17 protein-coding genes are annotated in these 17,301 nt (G+C 50.0%); 15 read left to right on the top strand and 2 right to left on the bottom strand.

The genetic code is table 11. The features are described 5' to 3' along the window. Positions 1-158: 158 nt before the first annotated feature. Together I6L39_RS19910 and I6L39_RS19905 are read right to left on the bottom strand one after the other, a co-directional pair. Complete coding sequence (locus tag I6L39_RS19910) at positions 159-1,541, bottom strand: ATP-binding protein (protein ID WP_010675338.1); 1,383 nt, start codon at positions 1,539-1,541, stop codon at positions 159-161. Beyond that, a complete protein-coding gene (locus tag I6L39_RS19905; RefSeq protein WP_010675337.1) occupies positions 1,541-2,215 on the bottom strand; it encodes a response regulator in 675 nt (224 codons plus the stop codon). Before I6L39_RS19905 ends, I6L39_RS19910 begins: the two co-directional genes overlap by 1 nt. A gap of 964 nt (positions 2,216-3,179) precedes the next feature. Between I6L39_RS19905 and rfbB the strand changes: the two genes are divergently transcribed. The 15 genes from rfbB to I6L39_RS19830 all read left to right on the top strand — a co-directional run bounded on the left by rfbB (position 3,180) and on the right by I6L39_RS19830 (position 17,244). Further along, complete coding sequence (gene rfbB / locus I6L39_RS19900) at positions 3,180-4,265, top strand: dTDP-glucose 4,6-dehydratase (RefSeq protein ID WP_216990620.1); 1,086 nt, start codon at positions 3,180-3,182, stop codon at positions 4,263-4,265. Further along, positions 4,265-5,152 (top strand): dTDP-4-dehydrorhamnose reductase, encoded by an 888-nt coding sequence (rfbD, locus tag I6L39_RS19895; protein WP_216990619.1) that lies wholly within the window; start codon positions 4,265-4,267, stop codon positions 5,150-5,152. Before rfbB ends, rfbD (I6L39_RS19895) begins: the two co-directional genes overlap by 1 nt. A gap of 112 nt (positions 5,153-5,264) precedes the next feature. Next, on the top strand, positions 5,265-6,143 hold the full coding sequence (rfbA, locus tag I6L39_RS19890; RefSeq protein WP_216990618.1) for a glucose-1-phosphate thymidylyltransferase RfbA: 879 nt from the start codon (positions 5,265-5,267) through the stop codon (positions 6,141-6,143). 53 nt (positions 6,144-6,196) lie between these two features. Then, a complete protein-coding gene (gene rfbC, locus I6L39_RS19885) occupies positions 6,197-6,745 on the top strand; it encodes a dTDP-4-dehydrorhamnose 3,5-epimerase (RefSeq protein ID WP_216990617.1) in 549 nt (182 codons plus the stop codon). Between the two features lie 46 nt (positions 6,746-6,791). Continuing rightward, positions 6,792-8,048 carry an O-antigen polymerase gene (locus I6L39_RS19880; protein WP_216990616.1) on the top strand — a complete coding sequence of 419 codons (1,257 nt, stop codon included), beginning with the start codon at positions 6,792-6,794 and terminating at the stop codon, positions 8,046-8,048. Between the two features lie 110 nt (positions 8,049-8,158). Next, a complete protein-coding gene (locus I6L39_RS19875) occupies positions 8,159-8,896 on the top strand; it encodes a hypothetical protein (RefSeq protein WP_216990615.1) in 738 nt (245 codons plus the stop codon). Beyond that, positions 8,893-9,567 carry a DUF2837 family protein gene (locus I6L39_RS19870; protein ID WP_216990614.1) on the top strand — a complete coding sequence of 225 codons (675 nt, stop codon included), beginning with the start codon at positions 8,893-8,895 and terminating at the stop codon, positions 9,565-9,567. Before I6L39_RS19875 ends, I6L39_RS19870 begins: the two co-directional genes overlap by 4 nt. After that, complete coding sequence (locus I6L39_RS19865; protein ID WP_216990613.1) at positions 9,564-10,328, top strand: alpha-1,2-fucosyltransferase; 765 nt, start codon at positions 9,564-9,566, stop codon at positions 10,326-10,328. The genes I6L39_RS19870 and I6L39_RS19865 overlap by 4 nt, the downstream gene beginning before the upstream one ends. A gap of 114 nt (positions 10,329-10,442) precedes the next feature. Beyond that, positions 10,443-11,195, top strand: coding sequence for a glycosyltransferase family 2 protein (locus tag I6L39_RS19860; RefSeq protein ID WP_216990612.1), 753 nt, complete (start codon positions 10,443-10,445; stop codon positions 11,193-11,195). A 2-nt stretch (positions 11,196-11,197) separates the two neighbouring features. Beyond that, positions 11,198-12,364 (top strand): nucleotide sugar dehydrogenase, encoded by a 1,167-nt coding sequence (locus I6L39_RS19855; protein WP_216990611.1) that lies wholly within the window; start codon positions 11,198-11,200, stop codon positions 12,362-12,364. Between the two features lie 43 nt (positions 12,365-12,407). Continuing rightward, positions 12,408-13,679 (top strand): sugar transferase, encoded by a 1,272-nt coding sequence (locus tag I6L39_RS19850; RefSeq protein WP_216990610.1) that lies wholly within the window; start codon positions 12,408-12,410, stop codon positions 13,677-13,679. Positions 13,680-13,685: 6 nt separating this feature from the next. Next, positions 13,686-14,582 carry a dTDP-4-dehydrorhamnose reductase gene (gene rfbD, locus I6L39_RS19845; RefSeq protein WP_216990609.1) on the top strand — a complete coding sequence of 299 codons (897 nt, stop codon included), beginning with the start codon at positions 13,686-13,688 and terminating at the stop codon, positions 14,580-14,582. Between the two features lie 42 nt (positions 14,583-14,624). Next, positions 14,625-15,494, top strand: coding sequence for a glucose-1-phosphate thymidylyltransferase RfbA (gene rfbA / locus I6L39_RS19840; protein ID WP_216990608.1), 870 nt, complete (start codon positions 14,625-14,627; stop codon positions 15,492-15,494). Between the two features lie 90 nt (positions 15,495-15,584). Continuing rightward, on the top strand, positions 15,585-16,145 hold the full coding sequence (rfbC, locus tag I6L39_RS19835; RefSeq protein WP_216990607.1) for a dTDP-4-dehydrorhamnose 3,5-epimerase: 561 nt from the start codon (positions 15,585-15,587) through the stop codon (positions 16,143-16,145). Positions 16,146-16,164: 19 nt separating this feature from the next. Further along, positions 16,165-17,244 carry an LPS O-antigen chain length determinant protein WzzB gene (locus tag I6L39_RS19830; protein ID WP_216990606.1) on the top strand — a complete coding sequence of 360 codons (1,080 nt, stop codon included), beginning with the start codon at positions 16,165-16,167 and terminating at the stop codon, positions 17,242-17,244. The last annotated feature ends 57 nt before the right edge of the window (positions 17,245-17,301 follow it).

Here is a 17,301-nt window from a genome sequence, read left to right as displayed (position 1 = left end):
AGAGGCCCATCGGTTTCTGATGGGGTGCAGCTTGTCAGCACCATTGCCCTCGGCAAGGCATCGCCCGGCAGCATAGGGGAAATGGTGGGAGAAGGTGAGCGCCGGGATGGCGATGCCCGAATGCGGCAGGGGCCAGGCACTGGCCTGGCCCCGATCTGTCAGGGGAGAGTGATATGGAAGCGGGCGCCGCCGAGGGGAGACTCATCCACCCGGATCTTGCCGCCGTAGCTGTGCACGATTTCGGTGACGACGGCGAGCCCTATTCCCTGGCCCGGGGAGCTGTCGGCCCTGACGCCGCGCTGGAAGATCTGCTGCGACTTGCCGGGGGCGATGCCGGGGCCGTCATCCTCCACCACGATGAGCAGGCCGTTGTCCTGGTGGCCGACATGGACCCGGATCTCGCTGATGGCGAACTTGCAGGCGTTGTCGAGCAGGTTGCCCATCAACTCCATCAGATCGCCCTGCTCGCCGTGGAAGAAGACATCGTCATCGAACTGGAAGCCGGTCTGCAGCTTCTTGTGGCGATAGACCTTGGCGAGGCTGGCCAGCAGCTTCTCGATGAGCGGTACCGGCTCGGTGCCCTTGCTCGCGAGGCGCTTGCGACCCGTGACGGCACGGCGCAGCTGGTACTGGATGATCTGATCCATGGTGGTGATCTGTTCGCTGATGTTGTCATGGATGTCGTGGCCGAGCTTGAGCTCCTGGGCGGTGATCTGGATCAGGGCCAGCCGGGTCTTCAAACTGTGGGCGAGATCGTTGAGCGCATGCTGATAGCGCTGGGTCTGCTGGCGCTCGTTTTCCAGCAACTGGTTGACGGATTCGGTCAGCGGCGTCAGCTCCCGCTCGTAGTCCTTGGAGAGCGCTTCCCGCGTGCCGGCACGGATCTCGTCTATCTGCCGCGCCATGGTGCGCAGGGAAGAGAGGCTCCAGAAGCTGGTGAGCAGCAGCAGGGCGCCGAGCAGGCTGTAGGCGAGCAAGGCCTGGCGAATGCACCGGTAGAGATAGTCCCGGGTCTGGGCCTGGTAGCGCTTGGCGGAATCGACCATCACCACGTAGTAGGTCGTGGGGCCGTCGCCGTGGTTGCGCAGGAAGCGCAGGCTGTAGATGAAGTAGCTCTCGCCATTCTTGATGGTGTGCAGCTTGAAGAAATAGTCCTGATCCAGGCCCCCAAGGTACTTCATCAGATCCCGGCAGATGGTCTCCTTGATGGTGATTACCTCGGGCATGTGCAGGCTGGACCAGCTCAACTCTCCATCGGAGCGGCAGATCAGGGTGTCGAGATTGGGGTCGATGGCATCCGGGGTCAGACCGCCGAGATCCGTGATGGCGTGGGGCTCCGGCTGCTTGGAGGAGAACAGCTTGGAGAGGTTCTCCTGCATGCGGATGCTGGCTTTCTGGGCCTGCTCCTCGGCGTGGCCGAGGTAGAGGATATAGACGGAGAAGGCCATGATGAGCGCGATGACCAGCATGGCGCTCAGCATCAGCTTGAGGTGCAGCGAGCGACGGATCAGTGTCATGGGGTGCAGCATGGCAAGGGGCATCAACTGCAGGAGAGGTTGAAGATGTAACCCTGGCGGCGGATGGTGGAAATGGGCTGGATGAGCCCTTCCGGATCCAGTTTCTTGCGCAGTCGGCTCACCATCACCTCTATGGTGTTGGGATCCCCTTCGCCATCCCCGTAGAGCTGGTCCAGCAGTTGCTGCTTGGAGACCACCTGGCGGGCGTTGCGCATCAGGTACTCCAGGATCAGATACTCGAAGCTGGTGAGCACGGTGACTTCGCCGGCGATGGTCAGCTCCTTGCGGGAGAGATCCAGCTCGTAGTCACCCGCCTTCACCCTGGGGGAGATGAAACCGGCGCTGCGGCGCACCAGGGCATTGAGGCGGGCCAGCAGCTCGTCCTTCTGGAAGGGCTTGACCAGGTAGTCGTCCGCCCCGGCTTCCAGCCCTTCCACCTTGTCCTGCCAGTTGCCCCGCGCGGTCAACACTATGATGGGGAAGGGGATCTGCTGCTCGCGCAGGCGGCTGATGAGCTGCAGGCCGTCCATGTCCGGCAGGCCGAGATCGATGATGGCCACGTCGATGGGGTAGTCGGTCGCATAGTGCAGCGCCACCTGGGCATTGTCCGTGCTGTGAACCTGATTCTGGGCCTCGGTCAACAGCGTGGAGAGGTGGTGATTGAGCAGCTTGTCGTCTTCGACCAGTAGGATTTTCATAAGATGCATGATGATAAGGGTCCAGGCTGTCAATTAGAGGGTCAACAAGAAGGAGAGTCAATGCGGATCCTACTTGACCCCCCTGTATCAGGACTGAATCATGCCAACCTTTGTCTCCTCTACCCGTCCTTGCATCGGCAGCCATGCCTTTCGTGCTTTATTGTGAATCATGCTGTCGAATCAGATGAGGACTGCCGGGGTTCCATTGGTGACTACTTGCGACTGTTCTGATCGCACTGGTGGGTATGGGGACTCACTGTACTGTTGCAGCAGAGCTCATCGTCACAACTTGGCTCCGAGCATCAGGGTAACGCAGGCATGCAGTTGTAATCGCCTGAACATATTCAATTTTATTGTTTGACGCCGGTGATTGGGAACAACTCCCAGTGTGGCGTAGGGATGGATGTTGCGCGAGAAGGGTCAGAAGGTCGAATGAGTGGCAATTTTGAATCCCTACCCTACGAGAGGTTTTCTGCGGTTATGACTATTAATACCAGTGTCAAACAAGATAGAATCTGGCCCAAAATCGGGTTTAAGGCACAGATAGCCCAAGATGTGAGCAATGCACACTGCGGACTGCGGACTGCCTGGGTGTGCAATGTAATGCGACAACATTGTTAAACATCAATCAAAACAAGAAGCTGGAGGATGTGATGGCCAACAGCACTGACAATCAGGTTAAAAGCAGCATGTTGGGAGCTGTAACCTACGGGCGGTAGCGTGATCATTTATCCATTTCAATCTTGCGTTGGTTCATCGCCGTTAATCCTCTTGCTTTGAGAGTCTTTCTGCATGCAGACAGACAAACATCACCCAACGAATTTCGTTGAGTGGGTCTAAGCATTTGTGAACTCAGCGCAATCACTTTGCCCTATGAAGAGAAAAACCAGCCAGAGCGATGCACAGTAGCAAACCCTAACCAAAAATCTTTCCTTTTCATTAGATTGCAATCGGGAACCTTTCAATGAAGATCCTTGTAACCGGCGGTGCCGGTTTTATCGGTTCGGCTGTTGTTCGCCATCTTATTCAACATACCCAAGATTCAGTGATCAACCTCGACAAACTCACCTATGCGGGCAATCTGGAATCCTTGGCCAGTGTCGCAAACAGTGAACGTTATGCCTTTGAACAGGTGGATATCTGCAACCGCGCCGAACTGGACCGAGTGTTTTCCCAGCACCAGCCGGATGCTGTGATGCACCTGGCCGCCGAGAGCCATGTTGACCGCTCCATCACAGGCCCTGCCGACTTTATCGAGACCAATATCGTCGGCACCTACATGCTGCTGGAAGCGGCTCGCGCCTACTGGAACGGTCTGGACGAGGTACGCAAGGCGGCCTTCCGCTTCCACCATATCTCCACCGACGAGGTGTATGGTGACTTGCCCCATCCGGATGAAGTCGCCCCCGGTGTTGCACTGCCGCTCTTTACCGAAATCACCCCCTATGCCCCCAGCAGCCCCTATTCTGCCTCCAAGGCTTCCAGCGACCATCTGGTGCGCGCTTGGCGTCGGACTTACGGCCTGCCGACCATCGTTACCAACTGCTCCAACAACTACGGCCCGTTCCACTTCCCCGAGAAGCTGATCCCGCTGGTCATCCTCAATGCGCTGGATGGCAAGCCGCTGCCGGTATATGGCAAGGGCGACCAAATTCGTGATTGGCTCTATGTGGAAGATCACGCGCGCGCGCTCTACAAGGTGGTGACCACGGGCGTGGTCGGGGCGACCTACAACATCGGCGGTCATAACGAGAAGCAGAATCTGGAGGTGGTACACACCATCTGCGATTTGCTGGACGAGATGGTGCCCAAAGAGGGCTCTTACCGCGATCAAATCACCTATGTGGCGGATCGCCCCGGTCACGATCGCCGTTATGCCATCGATGCCAGTAAGATGAACCGTGAACTTGCTTGGCAACCGCAAGAAACTTTCGAGTCGGGCATTCGCAAAACAGTGCAGTGGTATCTGGATAACCAGCAGTGGGTCAACAACGTCAAGAGCGGTGCCTACCAATCCTGGATTGAGCAGAATTACGGGGAGCGTGCCTGATGCATATTCTGCTGTTTGGCAAAAACGGTCAGGTAGGCTGGGAGCTGCAACGTGCGCTGGCGCCGCTCGGGCGTATCACCGCCGTTGATTTTGACTCCACCGATTATTGCGGTGATTTCAGCAACCCGGCAGGGGTGGCAGACACGGTACGTCTGGTCAAGCCGGACGTGATTGTCAATGCCGCAGCCCACACCGCAGTCGACAAGGCCGAAAGCGAGCGGGAGTTTGCCGAGCTGCTCAACGCGACCAGCGTAGCCGCTATCGCCAAAGAAGCGGAAGCGTTGGGTGCCTGGTTGGTGCATTACTCGACCGACTATGTGTTCGATGGCAGCGGTGAGCGCCCCTGGGTGGAAACCGATGCAACTGCCCCCCTCAACGTCTATGGCGAAACCAAGCTGGCGGGTGAGCAAGGGGCTGCGCTTTGTTCCCGTCACCTGATCTTCCGTACCAGCTGGGTTTACTCCGTTCGGGGTGCCAACTTTGCCAAGACCATGCTGCGCTTTGGCAAAGAGCGTAGCGAGATGTCAGTGATCAATGACCAGTTCGGCGCTCCGACCGGCGCCGAGTTGCTGGCCGATTGCACCGCCCATGCGATCCGTGTGGCGCAGCGCAAACCCGAGGTCGCCGGGCTGTACCATCTGATTGCCTCCGGTACCACCACCTGGTTTGACTACGCCCAGCTGGTGTTTGCCAAAGCCAGAGAGGCTGGCGTTGAACTGGCGGTGACACAACTCAATGCGGTGCCGACCAGCGCCTTCCCGACCCCGGCCAAACGCCCCCATAACTCCCGCCTGGATACCGGCAAATTCCAGCGCACCTTCGATCTGGTGCTGCCGGAGTGGACCGTCGGTGTGGAGCGGATGTTGACCGAGATCCTCGGCAAGTAAATCACTGGCCAGGGATGTAGTGACTGCCTCTCTGGCTGGCAGGGATAAAACAGAAAGGTGTGGCCGCAAGCCACCCTTTTCTTTTGCAATTTAAAAATAAGAAACAAGCATCATGACCAAACGTAAAGGCATTATTCTGGCCGGTGGCTCTGGCACCCGTCTCTATCCGGTGACCATGGCGGTGAGCAAGCAGCTGCTGCCCATCTATGACAAGCCGATGATCTACTATCCGCTCAGCACCCTGATGCTGGCGGGGATTCGCGATATTTTGATCATCAGCACGCCGCAAGATACCCCCCGCTTTGAGCAATTGCTGGGTGATGGCAGCCAGTGGGGTCTGAATTTGCAGTACAAGGTGCAGCCAAGTCCGGACGGGTTGGCACAAGCCTTTATTCTGGGTGAAGAGTTTATCGGTTCAGACCCCTGTGCGCTGGTGCTGGGGGACAACATCTTCTACGGCCACGACCTGCAGAAACAGCTGGAAGCAGCCGCAGCTAAAGAGAGCGGCGCTACCGTCTTTGCTTACCACGTTCATGACCCTGAGCGTTATGGGGTGGTGGAGTTTGATAAGCAGGGCACAGCGATCTCTCTAGAAGAGAAGCCAGTGGAGCCCAAGAGCAACTATGCGGTGACTGGGCTCTACTTCTACGACAACAGTGTGGTCGAAATAGCCAAGGGCCTGAAGCCTTCTCCCCGTGGTGAACTGGAAATCACCGATGTAAACCGCATTTACCTTGAACAGGGTAATCTGTCGGTCGCCATGATGGGGCGCGGTTATGCGTGGCTTGATACAGGTACACATGAAAGCTTGATTGAGGCAAGTAACTTTATTCAGACCATTGAAACTCGCCAAGGATTAAAAGTATCTTGCCCAGAAGAAATTGCCTATCGCCAGAAGTTTATTACTGCTGACCAAGTACGTGAGCTTGCATCACCACTGGTAAAGAATGCCTATGGGCAATATCTGTTAAAAATGGTTGCGAAAGTCTGATGTGATATTATGGGGCTGTTTCCCTCAATCTTGAATTTAATATGGATATAACGATGAATGTAATCAAGACAGCGATTCCTGACGTGCTTATCTTTGAGCCAAAAGTATTTGGTGACGAACGTGGTTTTTTCTTTGAGAGCTTCAATCACAAGTTGTTTGAGGAGGCAGTTGGTTACCCTGTGACTTTTGTACAGGACAATCACTCTAAGTCATCTAAAGGAGTACTACGTGGGCTGCATTATCAGTTACCTCCTCATGCGCAAGGAAAGTTGGTTCGTTGTGTAGCTGGCGAAGTATTCGATGTTGCTGTTGATATCCGAAGAGGCTCTGCGACATTTGGGAAATGGGTGGGGGTGTATCTTTCCGGTGATAATAAGAGACAGTTATGGATTCCTGAGGGTTTTGCACACGGATTTGTTACACTTAGTGAAAGTGCAGAGTTTTTGTATAAAACAACCAATTACTATGCTGTGCAGAGTGAAGCTTCAATATTGTGGAATGATCCTCAGCTAGAAATTCAGTGGCCAATAACCAAACAGCCTAATCTATCAAGTAAAGACCTTAATGCTACATCAATAAACTCAGCTGTTTTATTTAAATGAAAACTGCTGTCTAATCTAATAGGTTTATTTTGGTGGGCCCCTATACGTGCTATATATAGCCATATTGGTAGTTTTGATTGTAAGATTTTCTTTTTTTATATTATATGGGACATCAAGAAATGTTGGTTTTCTAATCCCATTATTCCTAGAGTGCTTATTTATATATCCATTTGTTTTAGTTGACTTTATTGGTCTGGAATGGAGTTTTTATGCTTTGATTACATTATACATTCCAATAATCTGTATTCAAGTTGGCTTAATTCCTTTGCTGGATTTACCCTTAACGAAGGTGGTTTTTGAATTTAAGTTCAGACATATTTTATTTTTTGTTTTTTTATCCATTGTTTTTTATGGTGTGGGCGTTGTAAGCAATTTCAGCCAAGCTGACTTATTTAATTTCTCTATCTCAAATTACCTCCAAATCTCTAATAATAGCGCTCTTGATAGATACTCAGGAGAGCAGAACTTATCTCTCCTATACAAAATTGGCTCTATCTTTGCGTATTTTTCAGCCTTCATGCTTGGTTTTATTTTAGCTGTAAATAAAAGTAATATTACCTCGCCACTGCGTTATACGTGGGCGCTTATAGTATTGTTGTTTTTTATCGCATTGTTAGATAGTTTTTTAATGGCAGCCAGGGCTGGTATGATGATGATGACCTTTTGTTTTATCTCATCTTATATCATTGTTTCTCAGGTGAAGGAGTCTGGTCGCGCTATTTCATTATCAACAAAAACAATTCTTAAGCTAGCTTTTGCATTAATAGTAGTATTTTTGTTTTTTTTGATTATACAAATATTTAGGGGGGGGAAAGAAGACTTTGACTTAATTGGGATTTTAAGTCATTTAATAACGTGGTTTGTGGGGCATATACCTGTTTTTTCAATTTGGATCGAGAATATTGATTTGAGTGAACAACCACAACTGGGAGTGAATACTTTTGCTGGAATTTCAGACCTAATTGGATTCAAGGAAAGAAATATAGGTATCTATGAGGGCGTAAATATAGGAAATGGTCGAATAAGTAACATTTATACAGCTCTGCGTCCAATCATCGAGGATATCACTATTTTTGGTATGGCTGTGCTATATGTATCTTTTGGCCTCTCAATTTCTGTATTGATAAAAACTAGAAATATAAAAACCAAAAAATTATTTACTTTCCTTTGCATCGCAATCACTATATTTTTACTATGGTCATTTGTCACTAGTATTTTTGTTTATAACACAATCCTTGTTGCTTTATTTATATTTTCATTTGTATCTTATTACTCTGTAAGAATTAAAATCGAAACCCTCTAATAAGAAGGTGCTGTCATGTTAAGCTATCTCAGATATCATATGGATAGAATTCATAACGATAAGTTTTCAATATTTCTAAGGGTGGCTGGTTAATGAAGTGTTTTATCTCCGTGAACTATGGTACTAGTGCGTTAATTAATGAATGGGTTGAAAATATAAAAAATTTTGAGCCCTCTGCATTGATTCTGATTGTTGATAATTTTAAATCCAAAGAAGAAAGAGAAAGAGTTCAGCTCTTGTCTAGTAAATTAGGTTTTATCTTGTTGGAGTCTGATAATATTGGCTATGGTAGAGCATTGAATTTGGCCATAAGATATTGTGGAAGCCTAGCATCTGATTCGGAGAAAATTTATTTCGCAGGTAATCTAGATATTAAATATATGAGTGTTCCTGCAGTATTCCCTTCGGGTAAATTTATATATCAAGCTAAAGCGCTTGAGGGGGATAGAGACAGAAACCCTTTTTTGACAAGGCTACAAAAAAAGGGTTTATTTTTACATGTATTAACATTAAAAACCAACTCTCCAATAGTATTGATCTTTGTCACTTCGATTCTTAAACTTTTAGGAATGGTAAAAAGTAAGGTTTGGACTGTCCATGGTTCCCTTTTTTGCTTTAATGAAAAGTGCCTGTCTGATATGGAAGTCTTCAACGAGAATTCATTTCTATACTCTGAGGAGTTAGAGTTTGGAAGCTACATGGAATTGCACCATTGTGAGTTTATTAAAGTTGACTTGTCATACCGTCATGATGCTCACGTAGCAACAGGGGCGTTAATTAACTCTAAGCGCAAGTTCATTCAAGTTTGGCGTCCATCTTTTATTAACTGGATGGTGAGATGGTCATGAGCTATTTGATATCATTGTTTATAGCCACTTCAATTGTAGCTGAATCACTAGGTGTCTGGTTGAGATTTATTGGAGCGGTAAACTCAGAGCCCAGTTTAGGGTATTCATCGCATGTTAGGTTTGCCACACTAGGCCGTTTTTTCATTTTATTGTCAGCTCCATTGTTAGGCTTTCTTATTGATACTGGTGTTAGTTCAAGTGATGTTGCAATGATTGGCATCATGGTATTTATTCTAGTGTTTGCGTTTCTTTCTTTAAGCTTTAACTCGAATGTTATAAGGTTTTTGGTTAAGTCTTATCGCTGGCTAAATAAGCAATCAAATTTGAAATCTGTAGTTTATTTTGATACATCATCCGTATTGATTAATGAGTTAAATAAAAAACTAATAGCGGCTTCATGTGTATCTTTTTTACTGACCGCTAGTGGTATATTAATTGTTAATTATTTGGCTACTGTCTTTGTTGATAATAGAGCGATGATAGTTCAAATGTCTGCATTTGTGACTATGCTAGGAACATTGACTCATGCATTTTATGTTGATCCTACGTTAGCCCGTAGTTGTGACAAAAATGCCGATCTTGCATTGACGGCTGTTATAAGTTTTATTGTTGGAAGAGTATTTTCTTCCTTGATGCTTATTCTTTTATTCGCTGCTCTGGCTCTTCTATGAAAAACATATATTTAAGGATTTCCGGCGGACTGGGTAATCAACTTTATCAATTTTCATTTGCATATTATCTCTTTAGGAAATTTAATTATGACAGAATTGTCATCGATACTTCTGGCATGAAAAACTATAACGAATATTGGGGGTTCCTGCTATACGAGGTTTTGTCGAAAGAGGAACTTGATAAATTCGTTATTTTTAAAAGCCATTTCATTCTAAAGTTTAGGCTTCCTAAGTTAAGTAGCCGATTAGGAGTTTCTTTGTCGAAATATGGATTTTTTTCGGATGAATTTAATGAGGAGGACATAGGTATCCATCCTCTGAAAGATAATTTGTTTTTAGATGGATACTTTGAAACTGTGCGTGTGAGAAATGAATATTTTAAATTGCTTAAGCCTATTATAAGATGCGATTTAAATATGATCTTGCCAGATAACTTGGTTGTAATTAATGTTAGGGGGGGGGAGTTTTTACGATTGGGTCTGTCAACAGATGATGATAGGGAGTATTACAAGCATGCCATTTCAAATATAATGAAGAAGGTTAAAGAGCCTATTTTTCATGTTATTACTGACGATGTTAATTATGCGTCTTCATTGTTGGATGGATTATGCGAAATTGATGAGATTCACAAACCAAATCCACGAGAAAACTTTAAATACATAATGAACTCAAAGTATAAAGTTCTGTCCCTTTCTACTTTTGCAAAATGGGCAGCAATATTTGGTGGTGATGCACATATATATTGGAAGTCAGGCTTTTAGATTTTATTAAAGTGGTTCTATGAAAGCACGCTATTGTTTTTCATCGCTTGGTAGCGATGACATTACTTGTGCAACATCATAGATATTTGATGATGTCATGTAGAAGAGGATAATATGATTCAGCAAGACCCTCTAGTCTCAATTATTATGCCAACATATAACTCTTCAGAAAACATAATCGAGACAATCAGTAGTGTTATTAAGCAGGATTATACTAATTGGGAGTTGTTGATAACTGATGATTGCTCCACAGATGATACAGTAATATTGCTTCAAGAGTTTTCTAAAAAAGATACAAGAATCAGTATAGAAGTTAACACTCTAAATAGTGGTGCTGGTTTCTCTCGGAATCACTCAATTGAGCGTTCTACAGGGAAATATATTGCATTCTTAGATGCTGATGATCTCTGGCTGCCAAATAAGCTGAGTACTCAAGTTGCTTATATGGAACAGACTGGGGCTTTGTTCAGTTATACAGCGTATCAAAAATTTTCTGATGCAGGTTTGGGTGGCGTCATTATACCGCCAACGCGAGTTACTCATAATCAATTGCTTAAAGGGTGTGTAATTGGTTGCCTCACGGCCATGTATAATGCCGAGGTGTTAGGCCGTCAAACCATGCCACTTATTCGCAAACGACAAGATATGGGGCTGTGGCTTAAATTACTGAAGCTTTGTGATGTGGCTCATGGTATCCCTGAGGTGCTGGCGCAGTATCGCACAGATAGTGGCATGTCGCAGAATAAACTCAATGCCGCTGGTTATCAGTGGCGTTTATATCGTGATGTGGTTGGTTTAAATATTTTGCAAAGTGTATGGTATTTTGGGTGGTACGCTATAAACGGTTTTATTAAGTACAGGAAATAAAAATGAAAATTGCTATCGCCGGCACGGGATATGTCGGGTTATCAAATGCTGTTTTACTTGCGCAACACCATGAAGTGGTGGCGGTTGATGTGATTGCCAGCAAGGTTGAGATGATCAATCAAGGGCGATCACCTATTGTCGATAAAGAGATTGAAAGTTATCTGGCCAGCCATGATCTCAATTTACGCGCAACCCTTAATAAAGAGGAGGCTTATCAAGGGGCTGACTTCGTTATTATTGCGACGCCCACTGATTACGATCCCGAAACCAACTACTTCAATACCAGCACGGTGGAGTCGGTAGTTAAGGATGTGATGGCCATAAATCCCGATGCGGTTATGGTGATTAAATCAACCATTCCGGTCGGCTTTACTACTCGGCTGCGTGAAGAGCTGGGCTGCGAAAATCTGATTTTCTCACCGGAGTTCTTGCGTGAAGGTCGCGCGCTCTATGATAACCTGTACCCTTCCCGTATTGTGGTGGGTGAGCGCTCCGAACGGGCTCAGATGTTTGCCAACTTGTTGCTGCAAGGTGCTATCAAACAGGATGTGCCTGTGCTCTTTACTGACAGCACAGAAGCAGAGGCAATCAAGCTGTTTGCCAACACCTATCTGGCGATGCGAGTCGCGTTTTTCAATGAGCTCGATACCTATGCCCAAATGCACGGGTTGGATAGTCGGCAAGTGATTGATGGCATTGGTCTGGATCCACGTATCGGTAATCATTACAACAACCCCTCTTTTGGTTATGGCGGATATTGCTTGCCAAAAGATACCAAGCAGTTGTTGGCCAATTACAACAAGGTGCCTAATAACCTGATCCGCGCCATCGTTGATTCCAATACTACACGCAAGGATTTTATCGCCGACTCGGTGATCCGTAAAAATCCAAAGCGTGTTGGGATATATCGACTGGTGATGAAAGCAGGGTCAGATAATTTCCGTGCCTCAGCAATCCAGGGAGTGATGAAACGGATCAAGGCAAAAGGTATTGAAGTCGTGATCTATGAGCCCACACTGGTAGAGAAAGAATTTTTCCATTCTAAGGTAATAACTGATTTGCCAGAATTCAAAGCAAGTTGCGATGTGATCTTGGCGAACAGACGGGTAGCTGAACTTGATGATGTAATCGACAAACTTTACACTCGTGATCTGTTTGGTTCTGACTGATATCTATCTGTTTTTTTATTGTAAAAGTACTTTGAGGCCTCCATTGAGCTACCAACGCCGTCATTCACGCTGGTATGAGCGTGTGTTATTCAACCCTCCTGCCTTGTTCATCTTTGGAGCCTTGCTTGCGGTCTGCCTGCCAGCCGTAGAGCGATGGGGCCTGGAGTTTTGGCATCACCTTGATGCTGTCCGGATCAATACCTTGAGCGGTGCCTTCATGGCGTTTTTGCTGACCGGGATTGTGCTGCATCGCTTCCTGCGCTACCCGGGGGCTAGTCCGGTGGCCTATATGATCCCCACGGTGACCACCCTCTATGGTGTCCTGGTCGGTATTCTCTTCTTCCTGCGCCTGCCTTACAGTCGTCAGGTGTTGTTCGAATCGTATGTGGTGGCCCTGCTCTGCTGCTGGCTGGTCTACTTCATCGGTCGCCGTTACCGGACACCCAAGTATGCCTTGCTCCCATTTGGTGATTATCAGCCCTTGACCAGACATGAGAGTGTACAATGGCGTCTGCTTGATAAACCGGATCTGGGGGAGGTTCGTTATGACGCTGTGGTGGCAGATCTTCGAGATGAGAAGCTGGCGGGGGAATGGGAACGTTTCCTGGCACGCTGTGCTTTGGCTCACATCCCCGTCTATCACATCAAGCAGATCAGCGAGACCCTGACCGGACGCGTAAAGATCGACCATCTCCATGAGAACCAGCTTGGCTCCCTCTTGCCTTCCCCCGTTTATGCCTTCATCAAGCGGGGGATGGACATCCTGGCCGCGTTGATTGCGATCCCGCTGTTCTCCCCCTTGATGCTGGTGACGGCCATCCTCATCAAGCTGGAGAGCCCGGGTCCCGTGATGTTCCTGCAAAACCGGGTGGGGAAGGGCAACAAGGATTTTTGCATCTACAAGTTCCGCAGCATGTGCAAGGATTCGGAGAAGGCCGGTGCCCAGTTTGCTCAGGATGGCGACATGCGCGTCACCCGGGTGGGCAAGGTGATCCGCAAGCTGCGCATCGACGAGCTGCCGCAGTTCTTCAACGTCCTCAAAGGAGACATGAGCCTGATTGGGCCGAGGCCGGAGCAGCGCACCTTCGTCGATCAGTTCGAGCGGGAGATCCCCTTTTACATGTATCGTCATATCGTGCGGCCAGGGATCAGCGGCTGGGCTCAGGTGGTGCACGGTTATGCCGCCGATGCCGATGATACCCGCATCAAGATCGAGCACGATTTTTATTACATCAAGCATTTCTCCCTCTGGCTGGATGTGCTCATCGTGTTCAAGACCATCCGCACCATTCTGACCGGCTTTGGCGCGCGGTAATCCTCGATGCGGATCTTGTTGCTGGGGGCTCGTGGTCAGTTGGGACGAGCCCTTTTTTCTGCCCTCTGCCGGGATTATCCCCATTGGCAGGTGACGCCCCTTGGTAGGGCGGAGTGCGACATCACAGACCCCGGTGCGCTGATCGGTGCCCTGGAGCGCTATCAGCCGGATGTCATCCTCAACGGCGCGGCCTATACGGCAGTCGATCTTGCAGAGGCCCAGCCTGCGCTCGCCGAGCGCATCAACCATGAGGCGGTGTCACTTCTTGCCCGGGAGGCCAGTGCCAGGGGGGCGCTGCTGGTGCACTTCTCCACCGACTATGTGTTTGACGGCTCCGGCAGTGGACCCTGGCGCGAGGCGGATGCCCCATCCCCGCTTAATGTCTACGGGGCCAGCAAGCTGGCCGGCGAGCAGGCCATCCAGGCCCTGTGTCCCCATCATCTAATTGTGCGAACCAGCTGGTTTTATGGCGGGGAGGGGGCACACTTCGCGCGTGCCATTCTGCGCCGTGCCAAAGAGGGCCAGCCCCTTGAGGTGGTGGCGGATCAATGGGGGGCGCCGACGCAGGTGGACTGGCTGGCGACGACCGTGCTCCTGGCGCTGGAGCAGGTCGTGAAGGCGCCAGACAAGTGCGGTCTCTATCATCTGAGTCCCGAAGGAGAGGCGAGTTGGCATGGCTTTGCGTCGGCCCTGGTGCAGGAATGCTGTCGGCTTGGCCTGCTGGCGCGGCCCGTTCCGATAAAACCCATTCCTTCGGCGAACTGGCCCCAGGCGGCCCGCCGACCGCTCAACTCCAGGCTCGATTGCCGACGGTTCGCCGCCGCCTTTGGCATTCCCATTCCCACCTGGCAGGTGCTGATGACCCGCTGGCTAGCCAGCCAATGTGAAGGTGGGCAGACATGAGCGGAGCCAGAATCACCTTCTCCGTCCATCTCGAGGCGTGCCATGTACCAGCGTAAAGGTATCATCCTGGCCGGTGGTTCGGCCACCCGGCTCTACCCCGCGACTCTGGCCATCAGCAAGCAGCTGCTGCCGGTCTATGACAAGCCCATGATCTATTATCCCCTCTCGACCCTGATGCAGGCGGGTATCCGCGATATTCTGATCATCAGCACGCCGCTGGATCTGCCCCGCTTCGAGCTGTTGCTGGGGGATGGCAGCCAGTGGGGGATGCGTTTCAGCTACGCGGTGCAGGAGGAGCCCGCCGGGCTGGCACAGGCGCTGCTTATCGCCGAGCCTTTTCTGGCGGGCAGCCCCTGTTGTCTCATCCTGGGGGACAACATCTTCTATGGCGCTGAGTTGCCTCGCCAGTTGCAACATGCCTGCGCCAAGGAGCAAGGGGCGACCCTGTTTGCCTACCATGTGCAGGATCCCGAGCGCTATGGTGTCCTGGGGTTCGATGGACAGGGGCGGGTAGAGACGATCGTCGAGAAACCGGCCTCTCCGGCGAGTCAGTATGCGGTGACGGGCATCTACTTTTACGATGGCACGGCGAGCGGGATTGCACGTACCTTGCGACCTTCGGCGCGGGGAGAGCTCGAGATCACCGATGTCAATCTGCGCTATCTGGCACAAGGCAGCCTGGATGTCTGCTTCATGGGGCGTGGTTCGGCCTGGCTCGATACAGGTACCCACGACAGCCTGCAGGAGGCGAGCAGCTTCAGCCAGACCCTGGAGAAACGCCAGGGGCTCAAGGTGGCGGCCCCGGAGGAGATCGCCTGGCGCCATGGTTGGGTATCCGACAAGGAGCTGGAGGTGCTGGCACAGCCCCTGGCAAAGAGCGGCTATGGCGGCTATCTGTTGCGCCTCTTGTAGGAGCCATTTGGAAAGATGCATCCCGGTTGGGATTGATGAGCTACACCATAGGGTGATATATCCTTGCCCACTATCCTAAAGAAAACACCTATGCACTTTATTTCATTGAAGATTCCGGATGTGATACAGATCATCCATCCGCGTCATCACGACGAGCGTGGCAGCTTTATGGAGCTATTTCGTCAGCAGGAGTTTGTCGCTCATTGTTGTCGGAATCGAGGTGATCGTGGTGATGTGAATTTCGTGCAGGATAACTTGAGCTGCTCCCGCCAAGGTACACTGCGAGGTCTGCACTACCAGATTGAACGACCACAGGGCAAGTTGGTGCAGGTCATTTCTGGCGCCATCTTCGATGTGGCGGTGGATTTGCGTCGGAGCAGTCCTACCTATGGTCAATGGGTAGGGCTACACCTCAATGCCGATTCGCCCATGTCGCTCTGGATCTCCCCCGGCTTTGCGCACGGTTTCTATGTGTTGAGCGAGATGGCGACAGTGCCTTACAAGTGCACTGATTATTACAGTCCTGAATATGAGCGGACGCTCCATTGGGCTGACCCCGAGTTGGCTATTGTGTGGCCGCTTATGGAACATATCCCCTTGATCTTGTCTGACAAGGATCGTCAGGCCCCTTTTATTAACTCTCCAAACTGATTAGGAAATGACAGCTGTTATGACCAATAAAGAGATAACCCCCAAATCTGGTGCCAGCCTGCCACAAGGCTGGCAAGCTTCCTCCAGTGATGAAGTCGATCTACGCGACCTAGTGCTGGTACTATGGCAGCAGAAGTTGCTGATTCTTATCATCACAGTGCTGTTTGCTGTTGTTGGAGTTGGTTATGCATTGCTCGCCTCCGAACAGTGGTCTACCAAGGCAGTGATCACAGTTCCCAAGCCGGAAGATTTGTTGCCAATGCGCAAGGTTGCGATGCAAGCCGAAGCCTTGGGACTTAAGGGGTTCCCTAGTGGTAAGGTTCTTTACCAAGAGTTTATTCAGGAATTTAATGCTTACGAAAATCGTCGGGAATATTTGAAAGCAAGCCCACTGTTTGCCGAGCAGGTAGAAGAGTTGGGGCTTGATGATAAGGCTCGTCGGCGCTGGCTGCGTGACTGGGCCAAATTGGTGTCAGCCGCACCTGTAGACAAGAAGGGGGAGGTTCCGGGTATTGAGATCAGCTTCTCTGCCCCTACAGCTGAGGGCTCCTTGGTAATGTTAGAAGGTTATATCGATTACATCATCAAGTTACAGCAACAGAGGGTGGTTCACCGACTCAGTGAAGAGCGTGTGCTCCAACTGGAGGGGATCTCTACCCGATATGTACTGATGCAGGAAGATGCCAAGCGCGCTCTGAAACAGGATGTTTCTGAGACGGCATTAGCCAACAGCATTGCTAAGGCAGCAGGAGTCAGTGCTCCGTTAGAAAACTACGACAGTCGTGAACGTTTCTCAATCTCGCTGGGAACTAAGGGATTGGATGAAAGACTCGCTTTGCTCAAATCTCTTGATATTGAACTCTATAAGCCTGAGTTACCAAAGTTAAAGGTACAGATGGCACGTTTGAAACAAATTTCTTTAGAAGGAATAAGCTTCCGTCCCTTCTCTTATCTGGATGCCCCCGATGAGCCTCTGACTCGCGACAAGCCAAAGCGCTCCTTGGTCGTGGTGCTGGCCACCCTGCTCGGCGGCATGCTGGGGGTGGGCATAGTGCTGGTTCGCCATGCGTTTCGCAAGCCCGAGCCAGAACAGGCATAATCGTTGCCAAGTGCATCAAAGGGGGCTCGGCCCCCTTTTTGTTGCCTGGGGGATAGT

It is taken from the genome of Aeromonas sp. FDAARGOS 1409, assembly GCF_019048705.1.
GTDB lineage: Bacteria > Pseudomonadota > Gammaproteobacteria > Enterobacterales > Aeromonadaceae > Aeromonas > Aeromonas sanarellii.
Note: the sequence above shows the minus strand (reverse complement) of the source record. Positions and strands in the feature narration are given on the sequence as shown.